Below are 21,020 nucleotides of genomic sequence, written 5' to 3' on the forward strand. Positions count from 1 at the left end.
AGAGTCTTTCCGCGGAGGGAGTCTGGATTGCTTCGCTGCGCTCGCAATGACGGTTGTGGCGAGATATCGCCCAACCAAATCTACTTCGCCCCCGTAGAGATCCGCTCCGGAAATGCCGACGCCAGCGCGGCGCGATCCGGCTTCAGCACGCCGCGCTCGGTGATGAGACCGGTGACGAGCCGCGCCGGCGTCACGTCGAAGGCGTAATTCGCGACCGGCGAGTTTTCGGGCACGATGCGTACCGTCTCCAGCCGGCCGTCCGCGGTGCGGCCGGTCATGTCGGTGACCTCCACGCCGCTGCGCTGTTCGATCGGGATGTCGCGGATGCCGTCATGGACGGCGAAATCGATCGTCGGCGACGGCAGCGCGACGTAGAACGGCACACCGTTGTCATGCGCGGCAAGCGCCTTCAGGTAAGTGCCGATCTTGTTGCAGACGTCGCCATTGGCGGCGACGCGGTCGGTGCCGACGATGGCGAGATCGACCATGCCGTGCTGCATCAGGTGCCCGCCGGTATTGTCCGGGATCACCGTGTGCGGCACGCCGTGATGGCCAAGCTCCCAGGCCGTGAGCGAGGCGCCCTGGTTGCGCGGACGGGTCTCGTCGACCCAGACATGGATCTTGATGCCGCGCTCATGCGCGAGATAGATCGGCGCCGTCGCCGTGCCCCAGTCGACGGTGGCGAGCCAGCCGGCGTTGCAATGGGTCAGCACGTTGACGACTTCGCCCGGCTTCTTCGCCGCGGTCGCCTCGATCAGCTTCAGGCCGTTGTCGGCAATGCCGCGGTTGATCTCAACGTCCTGCTCGGCGATCTCGTCGGCGCGCGCATAGGCAGCTTCCGCCCGTTCCACCGGATCGATCGGCGCGAGCGCCGCGCGCATCTCGTCCAGCGCCCACTTCAGGTTGATCGCGGTCGGCCGCGCCACGACCAGCGTGTCATAGGCGCGTTGCAGCCCGGCGTCGGAAGCGTCCTCGCGCATCGCGAGCGCCATGCCGTAGGCGGCGGTGGCGCCGATCAGCGGCGCGCCGCGCACAAGCATGTCGCGTATAGCAACGGCCGCATCTTCACACGAAGTCAGCCGCGCAATGACGAATTCATGCGGCAGCCGGCGCTGATCGATCGCGCCGACCGACCAGCCGTCGCGCTCGCGCCAGATGCTGCGGAAATGCTTGCCGTCGACCTTCATGGCATTCTGCCTTTTCGTTTGTCTTGCGTCTCACGCTCGCAGGATGCGCCCGGCCACCGCATCGAGCTTCTTCAGGAGCTCGGGATCGCGCGCCTCGGGCGCCGTGATCAGCGCGGTGTCGAGCGCACGGTCCGAACCGATCGGGCACGGCTCGTGCTCACGCGGAAAATCCTTGGCCAACCGCGCCACCAGCGCCTTCGCCTTGTCGGCGTTCGAATTCAGCACGCGGATGATGTCCTGCACAGTGACCGCATCGTGGTCGGGATGCCAGCAGTCGAAATCCGTCACCATTGCGACGGTGGCGTAACAGATCTCCGCCTCACGGGCGAGCTTGGCTTCGGGCATATTGGTCATGCCGATCACCGAGTAGCCCAGCGTCTTGTAGGTCATGCTTTCGGCGTAAGTGGAGAATTGCGGCCCTTCCATGCAGACATAAGTGCCGCCGCGCGCGATCGCGATGCCTTCGGCTTCCGCGGCGGCCGCCAGATGGATGCGCAGCCGCGGCGAGACCGGGTGCGCCATCGACACATGCGCGACGCAGCCGCGGCCGAAGAACGAACTCTCGCGCTTATGGGTGCGGTCGACGAACTGGTCGACGAGAACGAAGGTGCCCGGCGGCAGTTCCTCCCTGAAGGAACCGCAGGCCGAGAGCGAGATCAGGTCGGTGACGCCGGCGCGCTTCAGCACGTCGATGTTGGCGCGATAATTGATGTCGGAGGGGGACAGCCGGTGCCCCTTGTCATGCCGGGGCAGGAACACGATCGGCAGGCCGGCGATGGAGCCACGCCTTAAAGGAGCCGACGGCTCGCCCCAGGGGCTCTCGATCACCTCTTCGCGCGCACCCTCTAAGCCGGGCAGGTCATAGATGCCCGAGCCGCCGATGATGCCCAATACCGCCTGCGTCATGCCTGCTCCACCCTGTCCGCCAGATGTGACATGGTTAAGCTATGCCAGTTTTGCGGCGGATTTGGAACGGGGGGAGATGCGCCCCTGTTAAGCCGCGGTCGCCGGCTGGAGCTGCATCGCGACCATCCGCTCCAGCGTCTCGACGGACTGGAAATTCTCCGGCGTGATCTCGGACTGCGGAATGGTGAAGTCGAATTCGGCCTCGACGCCGAGCATGAGATTGACCATGTCCATCGAGGTCAGGCCGATATCGACGAGCTTGGCCGAAGGCGTAACGTTCGCGGTGAGCGAATTCTGTTCGAGGATGCCCTTCACCAGCTTGATGATGCGATTGCGCAAAACGGTATCAAAGGCCTGCATCGGCAAATTCCCATCTGTCTATCGGAGGCGGACCGGACTGCCGGCTACGATGGGTGCGGGCTGCCGGTCCTGCAATGGGCGGCACCAATACTTCGCGTTTCTTAGTAAACGATGACTCAGATTGTCGGAAATCCAACCTTCTTCCAGAGTCCTAACGCGATGCCGGAAAATCCGGCGATGCGAACAACCGGACCTTAACTGTTCGTTCGGAATTGGGTTTTGTTTACCCTCTATTTCATCGACGAATTTGAATTAAATCCGTAGCCTCGTCTCACAAGCAAAGATGGCTGGAGGATCGCCTCAAGCGGCATCGCGAATGATGCCGGCGATCTCGAACGGCAAACCGGAGGCGGACGAGCATGAACGTGCGTGAAGCAGTCCTCACTGTCGACGAAATGCAGGCGAGCTTTCTCGAGCAGGGTCCCTCCCTGATCGAGCGCGCCGCCCGGACCGCCGCAGCGGCCGCGGCCGACGCCGACGAGGTCGATCGCGACGCCCGCTTCCCGCACCGGGCTTTCGACGTCGCACGCGAGCAGAAGCTGCTCGGCGTGATGATTCCGGTCGAGTTCGGCGGCTTCGGCGCCTCGATCCATGACGTCACCGACATCTGCTACACGCTCGGACGCGCCTGCGCGTCCACGGCGATGATCTACGCGATGCACCAGACCAAGGTCGCCTGCGTCATCAGGCACGGCCATGGCATCCCCTGGATGGAGACCATGATGCGCCGGGTCGCCCGCGACCAGTGGCTGCTCGCCTCCTCCACCACCGAAGGCCAGAACGGCGGCAACATCCGCGCCAGCGCGGCTGCGGTCGACCATGCCGGCGATACCGTCTCGCTGGTGCGCGACGCCACCGTGATCTCCTACGGCGCCGAAGCCGATGGCCTCGTCACCATCGCCCGCCGCGCCACCGAAGCCGCCGCCTCCGACCAGGTGCTGCTGGCGCTCGCCAAGGACGATTATTCGCTGAAGCGGACGCTGGGCTGGGAAACGCTCGGCATGCGCGGCACCTGCTCGACCGGGTTCGAGCTGAAGGTCGACTGCCCCGCCGACCGCATCTTCCCGGAATCCTATGACAAGATCCACGCCCAGACCATGACGCCGTTCGCGCATCTGTGCTGGTCGTCGGCCTGGGCCGGCATCGCCGCTGCGGCGGTGACGCGCGCGCAGGCCTTCATCCGCAAGGCGGCCCGCTCGTCCGGCGGACAGATGCCCCCGGCGGCGGCGCACTTCACCGCCGCCAAGATGTCGCTGGCCAAGCTGCGCGCTCTGATATCAGCCAATATCGACGCTTTCGCCCGCGTCGAGCATGACGAGCGTGCTCTGAGCTCGCTCGACTTCCAGTCCTCGATTACGCTCTTGAAGGTGCAGGCCTCCGAGCTCGCGGTCGAGACCGTGATGCACGCGATGCGCACCGCGGGACTTGCCGGCTATCGCAACGACGGCGAGTTCACGATGGGCCGCCACCTCCGCGACGTGCTGTCGTCGCCGATCATGATCAACAACGACCGGATCCTGGCCAATGCCGCGACGTCGACATTGATGAGCGGGGTGCCGGCGAGCCTTCGCGACTGACGTACCTCCGCGACCGATTCAACAAGAACAATTTTGAGATAGCAGGACATCGAACCATGAATATTGCCGTCCTCCCCGACTCGCCCACCACCGCGCCGCAAATGATCGATCCGCTCGATCATCTCGCCGACCAGCTGTTCCACCGCATGGGCGCCGATGGCGTCTATGCCCGCACCGCGCTCTACGAGGGCATTGTCGAGAAGCTCGCCGCGCTGATCACCGGTCATCGCGAGGCCGGCACCGAGGTGATGCGCTTCCCGCCGGTGATGAGCCGCTCGCAGCTGGAGAAGTCCGGCTATCTCAAGAGCTTTCCCAACCTGCTCGGCTGCGTCTGCGGCCTGCACGGCACCGAACGCGAGATCAACGCCGCGGTGAGCCGCTTCGATGCCGGCGGCGACTGGACGACTTCGCTGTCGCCGGCCGATCTCGTGCTGTCGCCGGCGGCCTGCTATCCGGTCTATCCGATCGCGGCGAGCCGCGGACCTTTGCCGAAGGGCGGGCTGCGCTTCGACGTTGCCGCGGATTGCTTCCGCCGCGAGCCGTCGAAGCATCTCGACCGGCTGCAATCGTTCCGCATGCGCGAATATGTCTGCATCGGCAGCCCCGACGACGTCGCCGATTTCCGCGAGCGCTGGATGGTGCGCGCGCAGAAGATCGCGACCGATCTCGGCCTCACCTTCCGCGTCGACTATGCCAGCGATCCGTTCTTCGGCCGCGTTGGCCAGATGAAAGCGGTGAGCCAGAAGCAGCAGCAGCTCAAGTTCGAGCTGCTCATCCCGCTGCGCTCGGAAGAGCAGCCGACGGCGTGCATGAGCTTCAACTATCACCGCGAGCATTTCGGTACGACCTGGGGAATCCAGGACGCCGACGGCGAGCCGGCGCACACCGGCTGCGTTGCCTTCGGCATGGACCGCCTGGCCGTCGCCATGTTCCACACCCACGGCACCGATCTTTCCGCCTGGCCCGCCAAGGTGCGGGACATCCTGGCCCTGCAGCCGCCTGTCGCGGCCGAGGCCCATGGCGAAGGCTGGCGCTAGAGCATGATCCGGAAAAGTGCGGAGCGGTTTTCCGAGAAGATCATGCTGAAACGATAGACCTCACGAGGCCGACCATTTCCACGGGCAAGACGAGCGTGATCCATACCAAGGTCCGATGCCGCGAGATCACCGAGTCCGACGTCGATAAGATCGCGGACTTGCTGACGCGCGGCTTCGTCGGCCGTTCACGCGACTACTGGATCCAGGGTCTGCGCCGGCAGGCCTTCCGGGCCGTGCCGGAGGGCTATCCGCGCTTCGGCTACATGCTCGACGACGACGGCAGGCCGGTCGGCGTGCTGCTCTTGATCTACACCTCACGCAAGGAGGGCGAAGAGACCGCCATCCGGTGCAATTTGTCGAGCTGGTATGTCGACCCGGCCTACCGCAACTACGCGCCGCTGCTGACCAAGATCGCCCAGCGGCACAAGCACGTCACTTATTTCAACATCAGCCCGGCGCAGTGGACCTGGCCAATCATCGAGACGCAGGGCTTTCGCGCCTATTGCCGCGGCATATTCTTCTCGGTCCCTGCGCTAGCGCGCGTCCCGCGCTGGAACGAGATCGAGGTCATTCCGCCGCACGCCAAGGAGATCAAGGGGCTTTCCGAGGCGGAGACCGAGCTTTTGACGCGACATGCGCGTTACAATTGCCTCAGTCTGGTGTGCCGCACGCCGAAGGGAACCTTCCCCTTCATCCTGCAACCGGTGCGCATCCGCCGCGGTTTCATCGCACCGCCCGCCATGAAGCTGATCTATTGCCGGAGCACCGCAGAATTTGCCGAATGCGCCGGCCGCATCGGACGGCTGCTGCTGCGGCTCGGCAAGATCGCGGTGGCCGTCGATGCCAACGGTCCGGTTCCCGGTCTCGTCGGCATTTACACCGAGCGGCGCGGCCGGAAATACTTCAGGGGCCCGCACCAGCCACAGCTCGGCGACCTCACCGACACGGAGCTCGTGCTGTACGGGCCGTAGAGCAACGCCCGGCTCTGTAAATCTGTACGAGCGGAGCGGGAATATCGCCGCGCTCGTCCGGAGCTACGGCCTATCGCCTTGGCAGCGGGCCGTTTACGCGTGCGCTCACCATCGCCGGTCATCCTCCGTAAACTACAGCGCTTAAGGGAATTTTCCGGCCTGTTCGCTAGCCTCGGCGGCTGAATTAGGCTGCATTCAGTCTATTGCTGGCCGAGGCCCCGCCGACCCCATGATGTCGACCCGCGAGAGCGAGCTTGGTACAGGCCGTGAGCAGGGCCCAGGCGCCCTGGTCGCGCTGAGCCAGCTTGCGCTCGACCACATGGAACAGGGCGTCTGCGTCTACGATGCCGACAACCGGATCGTGGTGACGAACCAGCGCTATCTCACGCTGTTCGACATGTCGGCCGACATCGTGCGGGTCGGCACGAGCTACCGAGAGGTGCTCGCGCACAGCGCAAGCCGCGGCAACTTTGCGCAGGACCAGCTCGACGCGTTGTATTCGACCCGGATGGCGCAGATCGCCGCGGGCAAGCCGTTCCGCACCGAGCAAATGCTGGCGAGCGGCCTCGTCATGGCGCTCGAGCTGAAGCCGCTCCCCGGCGGCGGCTGGATGACGATCTGCGACGACGTCACCCGCCTCGCCCGGCTCGAAGCGGAACTGCGCGTGCAGACCGAGCGCAGCCAGCACGCGCTCGCCAACATGTCGCACGGACTGATCATGTACGACGTCGACAGCCGTGTCGTCGTCTGCAACGAACGGTTCCTGAAGCTCTACAACCTCGACCCCGAGATCGTGAAGCCGGGCGTCGCGCATTCCACGGTGATCGAGCACTGGATGTCGCGCGGCAACCTGCCGGGCATGTCGGGCGACGAATTCTACCAGAGCCGGCTGGAGGACGTGCGCACTAGGAAGCCTAAGACGCTGCTGGTGATGCGCTACGACGGACGGATGGTGCAGGCGGTCTCCCGCTTCCTGCCCGACGGCGGCTGGGTGACGGTGCACGAGGACGTCACGGAGCGGCTGCAATACGAGGAAACGCTGCGGCAGCAGAATTTCATCCTCGATGCGGCGCTGGAGAACATGGCGCACGGGCTCGCCTTCTTCGACAGCGACATGCGGCTTCGGGTCTGCAACTCCACCTACCTCAAGATCTACCTGTTGTCGCCGGAGGAGACCCGCCCCGGCACCCACCTCGCCGAGCTGATCGAGCGATCCATGGCGAACGGCGCGTTCTCCCCGGAATACAGCCCGCAGCAGATCCTCAAAGCCGCCCGCGCGCGGATCGCAAGCCGTGATTCCTCGCCGATGCGCCGGCGCATGTCGAACGACACGGTGATCTCGGTGCGCTATTGCGCGCTGGCCGAAGGCGGCTTCGTCGCCACCTATGAGGACATTACCGAGCGCGAGCGTGCGATCGAGGAGCTGAGCGAGCAGTACCGCCGGTTCGACGCCGCCCTGAACAACATGAGCCAGGGCCTGTGCATGCTCGACGGCAGCCTGCGCGTGATCGTCTGCAACCGCCGCTATATCGAGATGTATGGATTGTCGCCGGAGACCGTGAAGCCAGGCGTCTCGATGCGCGACATCATGGAGCACGCCTGCGAGCTCGGCATCCATCCGAACATGACCGGCGCCAAGCTCTATGCCGACTACGTCGAGAGGCTGCGCGAGGGCGAGCACACGCTGCACCGCCATTTGAACGACGGCCGCATCATCAAGCTCAACCACAAGCGGATGGAGCATGGTGGCTGGGTCGTGACCTATGAGGACGTCACCGAGCGCCACAAGGCCCAGGCCCGGGTGGCGCACATGGCGCGGCACGATTCGCTCACCGACCTGCCCAACCGCACGCTGTTCCGCGAGAAGATGGGCGAGGGGCTGAACCAGGTCGCGATCGCCGGCGGCGCCATGGCCGTGCTGTGCTTCGACCTCGACAATTTCAAGACCGTCAACGACCGCCTCGGCCACGCCGCCGGCGACCGCCTGCTGCGCTGGGTCGCGGCGCGCCTCAAGGAGAATGTCGGCGAGCACGACACCGTCGCGCGGCTTGGCGGCGACGAGTTCGCCGTGCTCCAGCGCGGGCCGCAGCCGCAATCGGCCGAGGCGCTCGCCCGCCGCCTGGTCGAGATCATCGGTCATCCGCCGCCGCTGGAAAGCCAGTCGATCCATGTCGGCGTCTCCGTCGGCATCGCGATCGCGCCCGACCACGGACTCGATGCCGATGAGCTGATGAAATGCGCCGACCTCGCGCTCTACCAGGCCAAGGCCAAGGGGCGCGGAGCCTATCAGTTGTTCGAGCCCGAGATGGAGGAACAGGCGCGCAGCCGGCACGCGCTGGAGCAGGACCTGGTCGGCGCGCTGGAAGGGCGTGAATTCCACCTGGTGTTTCAACCGCAGATGCGGCTCGATTCCTCCGAGCTCACCGGCTTCGAGGCATTGCTGCGCTGGAAGCATCCCTCGCGCGGCTTCGTCTCTCCGGCCGAGTTCATCCCGATTGCGGAGGAGAACGGGCTGATCGTTCCGATCGGCGAATGGGTGCTGCGCACGGCCTGCGCCACCGCCGCGTCCTGGCCCGGCGTCACCGTCGCGGTGAACCTGTCTCCGGTGCAATTCCGCTCCCGCGGCCTGGTGGCGATGGTCACGAGCGCGCTTGCGGAAGCCGGCCTGCCGCCGCAGCGGCTCGAGCTCGAGGTCACCGAGACAGCGCTGCTCGACGACAGCAAGGCGACCATCGACATCCTGCACCAGCTCCGCGCGCTCGGGGTGCGCGTCAGCCTCGACGATTTCGGGGTCGGCTATTCCTCCCTGAGCTATCTGCGCAAGTTTCCATTCGACCGCATCAAGATCGACCGCTCCTTCGTCGGCACGCTCGGCGAAAGCCCGGAGAGCGTTGCCATCGTCAGAACGATCGCGAGCCTCGGCTCCGTGCTCGGCGTCGAGACCACGGCGGAGGGCGTGGAAACCGAGGAACAGCTCGACTTCGTCCGCGAATGCGGCTGCACCGCGGTCCAAGGCTATTATTTCGGCAAGCCGTGTCTCGCCTCGGAAGTCGGCCGCACCATCGAGACGCTGAACACGGTCCGGCGGGTGGCCTGACCGCTTCGGCCGCTCAAATTCCGCCTCTCGGCACGCGGCCAAACGACGAATTGTCGCAGAGGTCAGCTCTGTCGGCGTTAGCTGACCGACGGCCGCACAGCGATGCGCGCAACACGCTTTTCTTCTCCGTCAAATTCAGGAACAATCGCCTCGCAACGAGAGACGGCGCCCCCAGAGAGGCCGCCGCGAGGGAGGCTTTCGATGTCGGGATACGGGCTGAAGACGATTGCATTTGCCGCGGTGCACGCCGTCATGGGCGCATTGCTCACCACGGCGGTCAATGCGCAGGACTATCCAACGAAGCCGATCACGTTGATCGTGCCTTGGCCGGCCGGCGGATCGACTGATCTCTCGATGCGCGCGATCGCCGACAGCGCCTCGAAGGTGCTGGGCCAGCCGATCGTGATCGACAACAAGGCCGGCGGCAGCGGCACGGTCGGGCCGGCGACGATGGCCGCGGCGGCGAAGCCGGACGGCTATACCATCTCACAGATCCCGATCACCGTGTTTCGCCTGCCCTTGATGCAGGAGGTGTCGTGGGATCCGGCAAAGGATTTCACCTATATCGTCCATCTCACCGGCTACACTTTCGGCGTGACCACGAGCGCGGAATCGCAGTTCAAGAGCTGGAAGGACGTGGTGGAGTTCGCAAAGGCGAATCCGGGGAAGGTGACCTATGCCACGCCCGGCGCCGGCACCTCGCTGCATATCGGCATGGAGCAGATCGCCGCGATGTCCGGCATCAAGCTGACCCAGGTCCCCTTCAAGGGCGGCGCGGAGACCAACGCCGCCGTGCTGGGGCAGCACACCATGCTGCAGGCGGATTCCACGGGATGGCGGCCGCTGGTCGACGCCGGCAAGCTGCGGCTCCTGATGGTGTGGACCGGCGCACGCTCGCCGAACTATCCCGACGTGCCGACGCTGAAGGAGCTCGGCTATCCCATGGTCTATGATTCCCCGTTCGGCATTGCAGGACCGAAAGGGATGGATCCCAAGATCGTGGCCAAGCTGCACGACGCCTTCAAGAAGGCGGTCGAAGACCCCGCGGTGGTGGCGACGCTCGCCAAATACGACATGGTGCCGAACTACAAGAACACCGAGGATTACAAGAAATTCATCGTCGAGGTCACGGAATCCGAGCGCAAAGTGATCGAGACGCTCGGGCTCGCGAAGAAGTAAGACCGCGCTGCTTGTGTCCCGGACGCGCTGCAGCGTGCAACGCTGCTGCGCAGTGCCGGGACCCATCTTCTTCGCCCACACGCATGGGCCCCGGCTTTGCAGCGCACCTGCCATAGCACGTCGAAGACGTGCGTGAACGCAACTTGCGGTGCTGCGCTGCGTCCGGGGCACGAGAGAGAATCGATGAACGATCCAACCAACGTCAAGCTCCGCCTCAGCAACTCCGAACTCTGGGGCGGGCTGATCGGGCTCGCACTCGGCGGCTTCGTGATCTGGTCGGGCTTGAAGCTCAGGCTCGGCACCATCAACGATCCCGGCTCCGGCTATGTGCTGTTCTACACGGGCATCCTGATGTGCGTGTTCGCGAGCGCGATCATCGTCTCGGCGATCACCGAGGGTGGGCCGACGCTGGCCTCGCGCTGGGAGAACGTGCGCTGGAGCAAGCCGCTTGTCCTCATCGCCTGCCTCACCGCATTCGCGTTCGCGCTGGAGCCGCTGGGATTCCTGCTGTCATCGATCCCGCTGATGCTGCTGCTGTTGCGGCTGATCGATCCGGTGCGCTGGACGCTGGCGATTCCGATCGCGGTGCTGGTGCCATTGGGCATGTGGTGGGTGCTCAAGCGGCTGCTGTTGATCCAGTTGCCGTCAGGCCTGTTCGGGATCGGCTGACGCCATGGATACGCTTGTCAACGTGGCACATGGATTCGGCGTCGCGCTGCTGCCGGTCAACCTGCTCTATTGCTTCATCGGCGTCTTCATCGGCACGCTGGTCGGCGTGCTGCCCGGCATCGGCCCGATCTCGGCGATGTCGCTGCTGCTACCGGTGACACTGTCGGGAACGCCGGAATCCGGCATCATCATGATGGCCGGCATCTATTACGGCTCGATGTATGGCGGCTCGACCACCTCGATCCTGGTCAACATCCCCGGCGAGGCGGCCTCCGTCGTCACCTGCATCGACGGCCACCAGATGGCGAAGCAGGGCCGCGCGGGCCCCGCGCTTGGCATTGCTGCATTCGGCTCCTTCGCTGCCGGCACCTTTGCGCTGGTCGCCTTGATGTTGGTGGCGCCGAAGCTCGCCAGCCTCGCCATTGCTTTCGGCCCGGCCGAGTATTTCAGCCTGATGGTGCTCGGCCTCGTCGTGCTCACCTTCCTCACCCAGGGATCGATGCCGAAGGCATTGCTGATGGCGTGCATCGGTGTCGTGCTCGGGCTGATCGGGCTCGACAGCATCACCGCGCAGCCGCGACTGACCTTCGGCCGCATGGAGCTGATCGACGGCATCGGCCTCGTGCCCGTGGTGATGGGCCTGTTCGGCGTCGCCGAGGTGCTGCTCAACACCGAGCAGGCGATCAAGCGCGACGTCATCAACACCAGGATCACCCATCTCCTGCCGAGCAAGGAGGACTGGAAGGCGAGCGCCGGTCCGGTCGGCCGCGGCACCATCCTCGGCTTTTTCCTCGGCATCCTGCCGGGCGGCGGCGCCGTGGTCTCGTCATTCGCGTCCTACGCGCTGGAGAAGCGGCTGTCGAAGACCCCTGAAAGGTTCGGCCACGGCGCGATCGAGGGCGTCGCCGGCCCGGAATCGGCGAACAACGCCGCAGCCGGCGGCGCCTTCATTCCGCTGATGACGCTCGGCATCCCGCCGAACGTGGTGATGGCGCTACTGCTCGGGGCCTTCGTCATTCACGGCCTGCAGCCGGGCCCGCTGATGATCACGCAGAACCCCGGACTGTTCTGGGGCATCGTCGCCAGCATGTATATCGGCAACGTCATGCTGCTGATCCTGAACCTGCCGATGATCGGCATGTGGGTGCAGCTGCTCAAGCTGCCCTACAACATCCTGTTCCCCCTGATCATCCTGTTCACGATCCTCGGCGTCTACTGCTCGAGCAACAACGTGTTCGACGTCTATGTGATGATCGCGTTCGGGATCATCGGCTATTTCATGCGCAAGCTCGGCTACGAGCCGGCGCCACTGGTGCTGGCCTTCGTGCTGGGTCCGATGATGGAGAACAATTTGCGCAAGTCGCTGATCCTGTCGCAGGGCGATCTCTGGACGTTCGTGCAGCGGCCGATCTCGGCAGTGTGCCTTGTGTTTGCCCTGGTGCTGCTGATCGCGCCGCTGCTGCCGTCGCTGCGCAAGAAGCGCGAGCTGGTGGCGCTGGACGAGGGAGCGTGAGAAGATCTCGTAGTCTGTAGGGTGGATTAGCCGAAGGCGTAATCCACCGCTTCTCTCTCGACGCGGAGAGAAAGTGGTGGGTTACGCCTTCGGCTAACCCACCCTACGCCATCTCAGCTCGCCGCAGGCAGCGCATCCGACGGCACGCCCCATGGGCGCTCCGCCGAAGCCAGCCCGATCAGGCGGCCCTGGATGTAATCGCAGCCCCAGTCGCGCAACATGTTTGCGGCTTCGTCGTCCTGCACCCATTCGGCGACGGTCTTGATGTCGAGGCGGCGGGCGAGGTCGATCAGGGTCTGCACGAAGGCGCGGTCGTCGGCGGAATGGGTGATGTTCTGCACGAAGGCGCCGTCGATCTTGACGATGTCCACGCCGAGCTTGCGCAAATTGCGGAACGAGGTGTAGCCGGCGCCGAAATCGTCGATGGCGATGCGGCTGCCGAAATGCTTGAGGCGGCTGACGAAGGCGCGGACGTCGTCGATGTCCTGGATCGCGACCGTCTCGGTGATCTCGACGATCAGCCGCTCGGCGACGCCCGGATGGGCCAGCATCAGCGATTCGATCCCCGCCCACCAGTCCGGATCCATGGTCGTATCCGGCGAGATGTTGAGGCTGAGGCAGACGTCGGGCGCCGCCGCGAGCTCGGCGACCACGAGCTCGAGCACGCGGTGATCGACCAGGCGGATCAGGCCGAGCCGTTCGGCGACCGGCACGATGTCGGGCGCGAGCAGCACCTGGCCGTCGCCCTGGTCCATCCGCACCAGGCATTCATGGAATGCGCGCTCGCGCGAGACAGCCGAGACGACGGGCTCATAGGCGAGCCTGATGCGGCGCTCGTTGAGCGCGGTGACGATCTCGTCGGTGACGCGGATGTTGACGCGGCGCTGTGCGTCGCGCGCGGCATCCGGACGCCAGGCCGCGAACGAGCCGGAGCGGCGGCGCTTGGCGGCGTCCAGCGTCTCATGGGCGCGGTTGACGGCCTCGTCGGTGTTGCGGGCATAGCGCGGCAGACTGACCGCGCCGATCGACGCGGTGACCGAGACCGGACCGGATTTGGTCGGCACCACCTCGTCGCGGATGCCGGCGAGGAAGCGCTCCGCAGCCACGTTCATGTCGTCGACGGTGCAGTTCTTCAGGATCAGGCCGAACTTGTTGCCGGAGAAGCGCCCCAGCACGTCGCCGCCGCGCAGGCGCGCGCGAATGCGCTTGGCGACGTCGAGGATCACGGCGTCGGCGACGTCGAAGCCGAAAGCATCGTTGACGCGGGCGAGATGATCGATGCCGACCAGCATGAAGGCCGCTGTCGAGCGGAAGCGCGTGGTCTCCTCGATCGCCTCGGCCAGCGCCGCGATCAGATGCGAGCGGTTGAGCTCGCCGGTCAGCGGATCGAGCCGGGCCAGCCTGCTCAATTCCTCGTCCCGGGCGTGGCGCTCATTGTTGATGCGGACGGAGCCGATCGCTCGCGTGGGACGGCCGTCGGGACCTGCGAACCAGCGGCCGGTCTCCTCGATCCAGATCACGGGATCGGAGGCGCTCATGCGCACGCCGTACTCGATTCGGTAAGGGGTGCCGTCGGCGCCGTGCACCGGGGACGTCAGTGCCAGCGCCGCCGTCCGCAGCGTTTGCGCAGGCTCGATCAGCTTGGCGAATTCGGCGCCGGTCGAAAGCCGCTCGGCGGGAATGCCGGGGAATACGGCGCTGACCTGCTCACCCCAGACGATGGCATCGCTGGCGATGTCCCAGGCGAACACGGCCTGACCGAGCGCGGCCAGGATGTCGGAGGCTTGCGGCAATCCAGGGGTCAAAGTCGCCTCGTTTCGGGACAGTGGAGAAGTCCTGAGCCGGCACAGGATAGAGCCAGATTCGCTGCCGAACCTAGGCAAAGTTGATAAACAATTTGGAAACCACGTTTCCGAAGGCGTCGGAACCAAACCGGCCCGGCCGGCATAGGCCTTGCGAGTACAGGACTCGCGCCGGCCCCCGCGTCTCGAAACGCGACAGTCTCGCCGGATCAACGGTGATTGCGATGTTGAGTACTGATCGATCGGACGCGGCGGACAACGGCACAGGCACGGCCTTGGTGCCGCTGATGCCGACGTTGCGGTGGGTCCATAAGGTGCCCCTGCCCCGCCCCGATCCGAGCTTCGTCACACAATTGATCGCCAATGCCGAGCAGCTGCCGCAAACGAGCCGGCTCCGCCGCGCCTCCTCCGAGGATGCGCTGATGGCCTATGGCAGCAAGCGCCCGCTCGGAACCGTCAGCGCGCGCACGCGTCAGGTGGCTTAAGATTGATTGAAGTGAGAGCGCGCTTCTTACCTCTCGCCGCTTGCGGGGAGAGGTCGGATCGCCTCGGCGATGCGAAGCATCGTCCGGTGCGATCCGGGTGAGGGGGTACAGGTCCCGCGGCTATCGCATCCGCGGAGAGAGGCCCCTCACCCCAACCCACTCCCCGTAAGAACGGGGCAAGGGAGCACACTGCCGCGGCGGTGAGATGAGAGCCAATTCAGAGAAATCAGCGCGGCGGCGTGTCGGAAGACGGCGTGCCGTTCCCCGGCTGCAGCTGCGGCGAGGGAATTTCCGGCGAGGGGGCGCCCTGCACGGGCTTGGGCGCCGGGTGATCCATCAGCACGGATTCGGCGACGGATTGCGCGGTAGGCGCGGCCGGCGCCGGCTGCGGCGCGATCACCGGCTCGAACTTGCGCTCGGACTCCACGTCTTCCGCCGGCGCTTCGGCCCTGCGCTTGGCCTTACGAGGGGCCGGCACCGTGGTCTCGGCGACATAGGTGACTCGGCGGCGCGTGCGCTGGGCGATGCCAGCGAAGAAGTCCGCCATCGCCAGCAGCACCAGCAGAAAGAAGGTGGAGTTGCCGAATTTGGGCCACATCACGAATTCGGCAGCGGCCGCGCCGAAGATGATCAGCGACAGCAAATGATCCATCAGGAATTTCGAGCCCGGCCGCGCACCCTTGACCACCTCGAGCAGCAGCAGAACGATGCCGAGCGCGAGCAGGAGATCGGCGAGCGTGACCGGCCAGACCTCTCCGGACACCATAGGCACCTTGAACAGCACGTCCGTGAAGGACACGGTCGGCATCAGGAAGGCGATGATGTTGTAGACCGCGAGCGGAATCAGGAGCAGCGGGAAACCGACCATCGGCTTGATGCCTTCTCGATCAAGATATCCGGACAGAACAATGCAGCGGCGAAGCATCCGCTCCGCCGCCGTCACCGTCTATCTCATGGGTTGGCCGAATCGGGCGGGTCGATCTCCCGCCCGAGAAAGATCCTGGCTTCAGGACTCTTTCTTCTTCAGGACCTGGCGGCCCTTGTACATGCCGGTCTTGAGGTCGAGATGGTGCGGACGACGGAGCTCGCCGGAGTCCTTGTCTTCCACATAGGTCGGCTTCTTGATGGCGTCCGCCGAGCGGCGCATGCCACGGCGCGACGGCGAGGTTTTTCTTCTCGGAACGGCCATTTCAGTATCCTCTAGGGATTGGTGTCATCAGGGCATCGTCCGCGAAGGGACGGCTCAGCACCCGCAAATAACGAGGCGAGCTGAATGCCGATCAAGGCCGCGCTTATAGAGGAAGGCTGGCCGTAAAGCTAGGCTCTTGGGCCGGAAAATGCGCCCGGAACGGGCCAAAAATCAGCGATTTTCCCGCCAACAGGTCGCAAGCGAGCTCGCCTGCCCCCGCGCCATATAGGTGGCTGCCAGCCGCCGGACGCCCGGTCCCGGGGTCCGGGCGCTGCGCTTGACCGGATTCGGCAGGATCGAGGCCAGAAGCGCCGCCTCGCGGGGCGAGAGGCTTTCGGCCGATTTGCCGAAGGCATAGGCGCTGGCCGCCTCGACCCCGAACTGCCCCTGCGGGCCGAGCTCGGCGATGTTGAGGTAGATTTCGAGAATCCGCTGCTTGGGCAAGACGAGGTCGATCCAAAGCGCCAGCGGGAATTCGAGCGCCTTGCGAACGAAGTCGCGCCCCTGCCACAGAAACAGGTTCTTCGCGACCTGCTGGGTGATGGTGGAGGCGCCCCGGAAGGCGGTGCCGTCCTCCCTGGCGTCGTCGATCGCCTCGCGCAGCGCCCCCCAATCGATGCCGTGATGCTTGCAGAAATGGGCATCCTCGGCCGCCACCACCGCGCGCGGCAGAGAGGGCGACATATCAGCGAGATCGATCCACTCCCGCTGCATCGGCGCGCCCCGCAGGCTGCGCCAGGCCATCAGCGTCGAAACTGGGTGGCCGGTGCGGTAGAACGGCGCGATCACATAGGGTGCGAGGACCACGAGCGCGAGCACCACCAGCAGGATTTTGACGATGCGCAAATCGACCTTTCCGGCACGAACTGACGAGCGGCCACGGGCTGGAGCATTAAGTCTGTGATAATTCGGGCCTTTTCCAGCACTTTTTAGGCCTTCCAAACGATTGACTGGCGCGGGCGCATAAAGGATTGTCCCGCCGAATTTTAGTTCTGGAGCCCTTCTTGATGACCGGCACGTCCCCGTCCGATTTCGCCAAACGTCTGGACAAGACCGCTGATGACACCGAAGCCCTGCTCGGGCGCCTGCTGTCGGACGACATCCTGCATGACGAAATCGCCCGGCCCAAGCGACTGATGGACGCAATGCGCTATTCGAGCCTGAACGGCGGCAAGCGCCTGCGGCCGTTCCTGGTGGTCGAGAGCGCCGCCGTGTTCGGCGTGCCGCGCGAGGCGGCCCTGCTCGTGGGCGCCGCGCTCGAATGCATCCATTGCTATTCGCTGATCCATGACGACCTGCCGGCCATGGACAATTCGGACCTGCGCCGCGGCCGCCCCACGCTGCACAAGCAGACCGATGACGCCACCGCGATCCTCGCCGGCGACGGCCTCCTGACGCTCGCCTTCGACATCATCACCCGCGACGAGGTCCATCGCGACGCCAATGTGCGGCTGCTCTTGACGCGTGCACTGGCGCGCTGCGCCGGCATCGGCGGCATGGTCGGTGGCCAGATCCTCGATCTCGCCGGCGAAGGCCGCTTTGGCGGCAACGAGCCGATCGACGTCGCCCGTATCCAGCAGATGAAGACCGGCGCGCTCTTGCGCTACGGCTGCATTGCCGGCGCGATCCTCGGCCAGGCCTCGAAGGCGGAATATCAGGCGCTCGACGATTACGGCCGCGCGCTCGGCGAAGCCTTCCAGATCGCCGACGATCTGCTCGACGTCGAGGGCGATGCGGCCGCGCTCGGCAAGCCGGCCGGCGCCGATGCCGCGCTCGGCAAGACCACCTTCGTGACCCAGCTCGGGATCGAAGGCGCCAAGCAGCGCGTGCGCGACCTGCTCGCGCGCGCCGACAGCGCCGTCTCGATCTTCGGCGGCCGCGCCGCAATTTTGCAGGCCGCCGCGCGTTTCGTGGCCGAGCGGAAGAACTGAGCTAAAGCGCGATGCGATCAGGATGAATCGTCGTCGCGCTTTAGGTTATTGTTCGAGTGGTCAGGAAAGCCGTGCCATTTCAGTTGCAGACCTCGACATTGGCGTCGACGTGGGGGCCGCCGCCGCCGCGATAAACGAGGCGGCAACCGGGCCTGACCGGCCGGCAGAGCAGAGCGTTGCAAAAGATCTGACCACTGCCGCTCGATGCACGACCCGCGCCAGCCGCCGCAGCTGCACCGTAGCCGCCCGCTCCACCACCGGCCCGCTGCCGTGCGGGGCGGTCCTCGCCGTCGTCGCGCCGCGAGGTCGCGGGCTTTGACGCCGGCTTGGCGGCGCGCTTCTTCTCGCATTCATTGTCGTCGTTCAGGACATAGCCGTTGCCGCAAACGATCCTGGTGCACTTGTCGCCTTCGGCCTTGAAACCGTGCTCGCAGACCAGCGGGCAGACCCGCGACGGCTTGGCCTTGACCGCATCGAGCGCGTCGGTGCTCGCCACCTTCACGTCGAGCTTGGTGCCGGCATAGCGGTTGAACTGCGACAGCGACCGCTGCGAGGACGTATTCCAATTGCCGTCGGCCTGCCCGGAGAAGCAGCCGACGCGGCCGAGCTCGCTCTGCACCGAGCGGTTGAGATCGGCCGGCGCGGTCGTCGGACTGAGCGCGGCAACGTTGGTGCCGGCAGCGCTCGTGGTGTTGCCCGGCGCAACGCCCGGCGCCGTGGCGGCGAGGTTGACGCGCTGTTGCTCGGCGGCGGCGGCCTGCTGCTGGGCCTGCTCCTTGGCCTTCTGCGCGGCAAGCTGCGCCTGCTCGGCGGCCTTCGCATCGGCCGCGGCCTTGGCTTGCGCATCCTTCTGCGCGCCGAGCGCAGCAAGGCGGTCGCGCTCGACCTCGGCCTGCTTCGCTTTCGCGATCGCCGCCGCATGCGCCTGCTCCGCGCCGATCTTCTCGAGCTGGAGCTTGGCAAGGCTCGCATAGAACCCGTCGGGATGCTGGGCAAGGAAGGCTTCCCACGCCGGCCGGTTGCCGACCTGGAGCGCGAGCTCGTAGTCGCGGCGGATATCGGCCTGGGGATTGGCTACGGGCGCTGCCGGCGCCAGCTTGACCGGCACCAGCGGCACGTCCTCGCCACCAAGCGAGCCATAGACGAACGGCTCCTGCTTGTTGCCGGTCGACTTCAGCACATCGTCGCGCACGAATCCGAAGGCGCGGCGGACGTCGAGGCCCGGCGTCGTCAGATGCTTCGACAGCGCGATGGTGAACGGGCTGTTGGCACCGTCGCCGTCCTGCGCGGTGAAGCCGGCCTTGGCCGAATAGGCGATCAGCGTGTTGGGGCTGGACGGCTCGACCTGGGCGAGGCCGCGGCCGATGCCGCGCGAAGCGACCGTGCGCTTCATCCGCTTGCTGAACGGATTGTCGCGGCAGGCATCGAGGATCACCAGACGCAATTGCTTGGCGGGCTCGACCGCGACCAGGACACGGTCGAGGGAGAGCGCCTCGTCAAAGACGTCGGTGTCCCGCTCGAGCTTGGCATCCACCGGGATCAGATAGTTCGAGCCCTCCACCTCGATGCCGTGGCCGGCGTAGTAGACCACGGCGATTTCGGCGTCGCGGGTCGCGTCGGCGAAGTCGCGCAGCACGCGCCGTGTCTCCAGCGCCGACAGATCGTGCCGGGAGTCGACGACGTCGAAGCCGGCCTCCTTCAGGGTCTTGGCCATCACCGACCCGTCATTGACAGGATTGGCGAGCGAGGGCGCGTGCTGATAGGCCGAATTGGCCAGCACCAGCGCCACGCGCTTTCCGGCAACAGCCGGCCCGGCGCCGAACATCAGGCCGAGGGCGACGAAAAGCGGACAAAGTCTGAGCAAGCTGCGCATGACACGACTTCCGATGGTTCCGGGCCGTCCGGCCCTTTGGGACCGCTTTAGCAACATCCTCCGCCGGCGCTTGTGATGGAGGTCACGAAGCGGACCCCGGCGGCAGGCTGTACGACCTCTTTTGTTTGTCGCGCCAGCGCTGTCGCGGTTCGCCAACGGCCGGCGGTGCGGACCGGGTTCCGTCAGACAACCCCGATGTGCTCCCGATATTGCGGCAGATCGTCCGCAATTTCATGCCAGGGCGCCTTCGAGCCGACGAAAATATGGGCGCTCGGCCGGATCGAGGGGGCATCGACCAGGGTTCCCATGGCGACGTGGACCCACTCTCCTTCCCGGACCCGGGAATAGAGCAGCGAGCCGCAGCGGCCACAATGCGCGTCATGGGTGGTGTCGTCGCCGAAAATCATCCGGAGGTCGCTACCCCTGACAATACGAAGCCTGTCTTGCCGGATGCCGGCGAAGGGCTTGAAGGCGGCACCGGTGGTGCGCCGGCAGTTCGAGCAGTGGCAGTTCATCGCATAGGCGAACGCATCGGCCACCTCGAAGCGCACGGCGCGGCAAAAGCATTCGCCGACAAGAATGCGAGCGTTCGAATTTTCTGATTCTGTCATCGTGACGCCTTCACGCAAATCGCTGACACACCCATAGCGCATTTCGACGTGTACGACTAAGTTGGCCCGAAGCCATCATGCAAAGGAACGATCCATGAGCCAGGACCGGTCGAGCGTCGAAGCCGTCGTGCAATCCTATTTTGACGGACTTTACGAGGGCGACGCCGACAAGCTCGGCGCCATCTTCCATCCCTCCGCCGATCTGCGCTGGGTCGAAAAGGGCGAGCTCCAGGTTCTGACCGTGCCGGACTGGCTCGACCGCGTGCGCAAGCGCGCCTCGGCCAAGGCCGAAGGCAAGCCGCGCGAGGACTTCATCGTCACCATCGACCGCTCGGACGATAAGACCGCTTTCATCAAGGTGCGCTGCCAGCTGCCGCCGCGCTATTTCACCGACTATCTCGTGGCGATGAAGCTCGCCGACGGCTGGCAGATCGTGTCGAAGTCGTACCGATATGATTTGAGGGAGTGACGGGCGCCGTCCTGCTGCCCGAATTCGGACGCACTCGCTATCCAATTCTCCGTCGTTGCGACCGCAGCGAAGCAATCCAGAATCTCACCGCGGAGACAGTCTGGATTGCTTCGCTGCGCTCGCAATGACGACGCGGATGCACGTCCGCTCCATCTCCCACCCCT

19 protein-coding genes are annotated in these 21,020 nt (G+C 65.4%); 10 read left to right on the top strand and 9 right to left on the bottom strand.

Annotated elements, in window-relative coordinates; genetic code table 11:
- Positions 1–80: 80 nt before the first annotated feature.
- From mtnA to I6F37_RS30885, 3 genes are all read right to left on the bottom strand, one after another.
- A complete protein-coding gene (mtnA, locus tag I6F37_RS30875; protein WP_225153597.1) occupies positions 81–1,187 on the bottom strand; it encodes an S-methyl-5-thioribose-1-phosphate isomerase in 1,107 nt (368 codons plus the stop codon).
- 30 nt (positions 1,188–1,217) lie between these two features.
- The gene (locus tag I6F37_RS30880; protein WP_057025947.1) at positions 1,218–2,093 is read right to left on the bottom strand and encodes an S-methyl-5'-thioadenosine phosphorylase; all 876 of its coding nucleotides are present in this window, start codon (positions 2,091–2,093) and stop codon (positions 1,218–1,220) included.
- A gap of 87 nt (positions 2,094–2,180) precedes the next feature.
- Positions 2,181–2,453: a phosphopantetheine-binding protein gene (locus tag I6F37_RS30885; protein WP_036002155.1), complete on the bottom strand. Its 273-nt coding sequence runs from the start codon at positions 2,451–2,453 to the stop codon at positions 2,181–2,183.
- Positions 2,454–2,812: 359 nt separating this feature from the next.
- Between I6F37_RS30885 and I6F37_RS30890 the strand changes: the two genes are divergently transcribed.
- The 7 genes from I6F37_RS30890 (at position 2,813) to I6F37_RS30920 (ending at position 12,496) form a co-directional block, all read left to right on the top strand.
- Positions 2,813–4,030 carry an acyl-CoA dehydrogenase family protein gene (locus I6F37_RS30890; RefSeq protein ID WP_057025945.1) on the top strand — a complete coding sequence of 406 codons (1,218 nt, stop codon included), beginning with the start codon at positions 2,813–2,815 and terminating at the stop codon, positions 4,028–4,030.
- Between the two features lie 56 nt (positions 4,031–4,086).
- Complete coding sequence (locus I6F37_RS30895) at positions 4,087–5,067, top strand: amino acid--[acyl-carrier-protein] ligase (protein ID WP_225153599.1); 981 nt, start codon at positions 4,087–4,089, stop codon at positions 5,065–5,067.
- A gap of 95 nt (positions 5,068–5,162) precedes the next feature.
- Positions 5,163–6,038: an acyl-CoA acyltransferase gene (locus I6F37_RS30900; protein ID WP_036023925.1), complete on the top strand. Its 876-nt coding sequence runs from the start codon at positions 5,163–5,165 to the stop codon at positions 6,036–6,038.
- Positions 6,039–6,267: 229 nt separating this feature from the next.
- Positions 6,268–9,135 (top strand): PAS-domain containing protein, encoded by a 2,868-nt coding sequence (locus I6F37_RS30905; protein WP_225153601.1) that lies wholly within the window; start codon positions 6,268–6,270, stop codon positions 9,133–9,135.
- A gap of 201 nt (positions 9,136–9,336) precedes the next feature.
- The gene (locus I6F37_RS30910) at positions 9,337–10,314 is read left to right on the top strand and encodes a tripartite tricarboxylate transporter substrate binding protein (protein ID WP_036002208.1); all 978 of its coding nucleotides are present in this window, start codon (positions 9,337–9,339) and stop codon (positions 10,312–10,314) included.
- A 183-nt stretch (positions 10,315–10,497) separates the two neighbouring features.
- Entirely contained in the window at positions 10,498–10,983 is a 486-nt protein-coding gene (locus I6F37_RS30915) for a tripartite tricarboxylate transporter TctB family protein (RefSeq protein ID WP_036002211.1), read from the top strand.
- Positions 10,984–10,987: 4 nt separating this feature from the next.
- Positions 10,988–12,496, top strand: a complete 1,509-nt coding sequence (locus I6F37_RS30920) for a tripartite tricarboxylate transporter permease (RefSeq protein ID WP_036002213.1) — start codon at positions 10,988–10,990, stop codon at positions 12,494–12,496.
- A 113-nt stretch (positions 12,497–12,609) separates the two neighbouring features.
- Here I6F37_RS30920 and I6F37_RS30925 read toward each other — a convergent pair whose 3' ends face one another.
- Positions 12,610–14,301, bottom strand: a complete 1,692-nt coding sequence (locus I6F37_RS30925) for a bifunctional diguanylate cyclase/phosphodiesterase (protein WP_036002216.1) — start codon at positions 14,299–14,301, stop codon at positions 12,610–12,612.
- A gap of 221 nt (positions 14,302–14,522) precedes the next feature.
- On the opposite strand from I6F37_RS30925, the gene I6F37_RS30930 reads away from it, so the two are divergent.
- Positions 14,523–14,783: a hypothetical protein gene (locus tag I6F37_RS30930; protein WP_036002219.1), complete on the top strand. Its 261-nt coding sequence runs from the start codon at positions 14,523–14,525 to the stop codon at positions 14,781–14,783.
- Positions 14,784–15,009: 226 nt separating this feature from the next.
- Here I6F37_RS30930 and I6F37_RS30935 read toward each other — a convergent pair whose 3' ends face one another.
- The 3 genes from I6F37_RS30935 to mtgA all read right to left on the bottom strand — a co-directional run bounded on the left by I6F37_RS30935 (position 15,010) and on the right by mtgA (position 16,818).
- Complete coding sequence (locus I6F37_RS30935) at positions 15,010–15,651, bottom strand: hypothetical protein (protein ID WP_036002287.1); 642 nt, start codon at positions 15,649–15,651, stop codon at positions 15,010–15,012.
- Positions 15,652–15,789: 138 nt separating this feature from the next.
- Positions 15,790–15,972, bottom strand: coding sequence for a 50S ribosomal protein L32 (rpmF, locus tag I6F37_RS30940; RefSeq protein WP_007598106.1), 183 nt, complete (start codon positions 15,970–15,972; stop codon positions 15,790–15,792).
- A gap of 171 nt (positions 15,973–16,143) precedes the next feature.
- Positions 16,144–16,818: a monofunctional biosynthetic peptidoglycan transglycosylase gene (mtgA, locus tag I6F37_RS30945; RefSeq protein ID WP_036002223.1), complete on the bottom strand. Its 675-nt coding sequence runs from the start codon at positions 16,816–16,818 to the stop codon at positions 16,144–16,146.
- A gap of 161 nt (positions 16,819–16,979) precedes the next feature.
- On the opposite strand from mtgA, the gene I6F37_RS30950 reads away from it, so the two are divergent.
- Positions 16,980–17,903, top strand: coding sequence for a polyprenyl synthetase family protein (locus I6F37_RS30950; protein WP_036002225.1), 924 nt, complete (start codon positions 16,980–16,982; stop codon positions 17,901–17,903).
- Positions 17,904–17,982: 79 nt separating this feature from the next.
- Here the strand turns inward: I6F37_RS30950 and I6F37_RS30955 are convergent, their stop codons facing one another.
- Together I6F37_RS30955 and I6F37_RS30960 are read right to left on the bottom strand one after the other, a co-directional pair.
- On the bottom strand, positions 17,983–19,776 hold the full coding sequence (locus tag I6F37_RS30955; RefSeq protein WP_225153603.1) for a caspase family protein: 1,794 nt from the start codon (positions 19,774–19,776) through the stop codon (positions 17,983–17,985).
- Positions 19,777–19,958: 182 nt separating this feature from the next.
- The gene (locus I6F37_RS30960) at positions 19,959–20,387 is read right to left on the bottom strand and encodes a GFA family protein (RefSeq protein ID WP_036002230.1); all 429 of its coding nucleotides are present in this window, start codon (positions 20,385–20,387) and stop codon (positions 19,959–19,961) included.
- A 94-nt stretch (positions 20,388–20,481) separates the two neighbouring features.
- On the opposite strand from I6F37_RS30960, the gene I6F37_RS30965 reads away from it, so the two are divergent.
- Positions 20,482–20,856 carry a nuclear transport factor 2 family protein gene (locus I6F37_RS30965; RefSeq protein WP_025033299.1) on the top strand — a complete coding sequence of 125 codons (375 nt, stop codon included), beginning with the start codon at positions 20,482–20,484 and terminating at the stop codon, positions 20,854–20,856.
- The last annotated feature ends 164 nt before the right edge of the window (positions 20,857–21,020 follow it).

This window comes from Bradyrhizobium sp. NBAIM08, assembly GCF_020193935.1.
Classification (GTDB): domain Bacteria; phylum Pseudomonadota; class Alphaproteobacteria; order Rhizobiales; family Xanthobacteraceae; genus Bradyrhizobium; species Bradyrhizobium yuanmingense.

Bases quoted from the DNA above. Each gene is read 5' to 3' on its own strand.
- mtnA (WP_225153597.1), bottom strand. From the start codon at position 1,187: ATGAAGGTCGACGGCAAGCATTTCCGCAGCATCTGGCGCGAGCGCGAC.
- I6F37_RS30880 (WP_057025947.1), bottom strand. From the start codon at position 2,093: ATGACGCAGGCGGTATTGGGCATCATCGGCGGCTCGGGCATCTATGAC.
- I6F37_RS30885 (WP_036002155.1), bottom strand. From the start codon at position 2,453: ATGCAGGCCTTTGATACCGTTTTGCGCAATCGCATCATCAAGCTGGTG.
- I6F37_RS30890 (WP_057025945.1), top strand. From the start codon at position 2,813: ATGAACGTGCGTGAAGCAGTCCTCACTGTCGACGAAATGCAGGCGAGC.
- I6F37_RS30895 (WP_225153599.1), top strand. From the start codon at position 4,087: ATGAATATTGCCGTCCTCCCCGACTCGCCCACCACCGCGCCGCAAATG.
- I6F37_RS30905 (WP_225153601.1), top strand. From the start codon at position 6,268: ATGATGTCGACCCGCGAGAGCGAGCTTGGTACAGGCCGTGAGCAGGGC.
- I6F37_RS30910 (WP_036002208.1), top strand. From the start codon at position 9,337: ATGTCGGGATACGGGCTGAAGACGATTGCATTTGCCGCGGTGCACGCC.
- I6F37_RS30915 (WP_036002211.1), top strand. From the start codon at position 10,498: ATGAACGATCCAACCAACGTCAAGCTCCGCCTCAGCAACTCCGAACTC.
- I6F37_RS30920 (WP_036002213.1), top strand. From the start codon at position 10,988: ATGGATACGCTTGTCAACGTGGCACATGGATTCGGCGTCGCGCTGCTG.
- I6F37_RS30930 (WP_036002219.1), top strand. From the start codon at position 14,523: ATGTTGAGTACTGATCGATCGGACGCGGCGGACAACGGCACAGGCACG.
- I6F37_RS30935 (WP_036002287.1), bottom strand. From the start codon at position 15,651: ATGGTCGGTTTCCCGCTGCTCCTGATTCCGCTCGCGGTCTACAACATC.
- rpmF (WP_007598106.1), bottom strand. From the start codon at position 15,972: ATGGCCGTTCCGAGAAGAAAAACCTCGCCGTCGCGCCGTGGCATGCGC.
- I6F37_RS30950 (WP_036002225.1), top strand. From the start codon at position 16,980: ATGACCGGCACGTCCCCGTCCGATTTCGCCAAACGTCTGGACAAGACC.
- I6F37_RS30955 (WP_225153603.1), bottom strand. From the start codon at position 19,776: ATGCGCAGCTTGCTCAGACTTTGTCCGCTTTTCGTCGCCCTCGGCCTG.
- I6F37_RS30960 (WP_036002230.1), bottom strand. From the start codon at position 20,387: ATGACAGAATCAGAAAATTCGAACGCTCGCATTCTTGTCGGCGAATGC.
- I6F37_RS30965 (WP_025033299.1), top strand. From the start codon at position 20,482: ATGAGCCAGGACCGGTCGAGCGTCGAAGCCGTCGTGCAATCCTATTTT.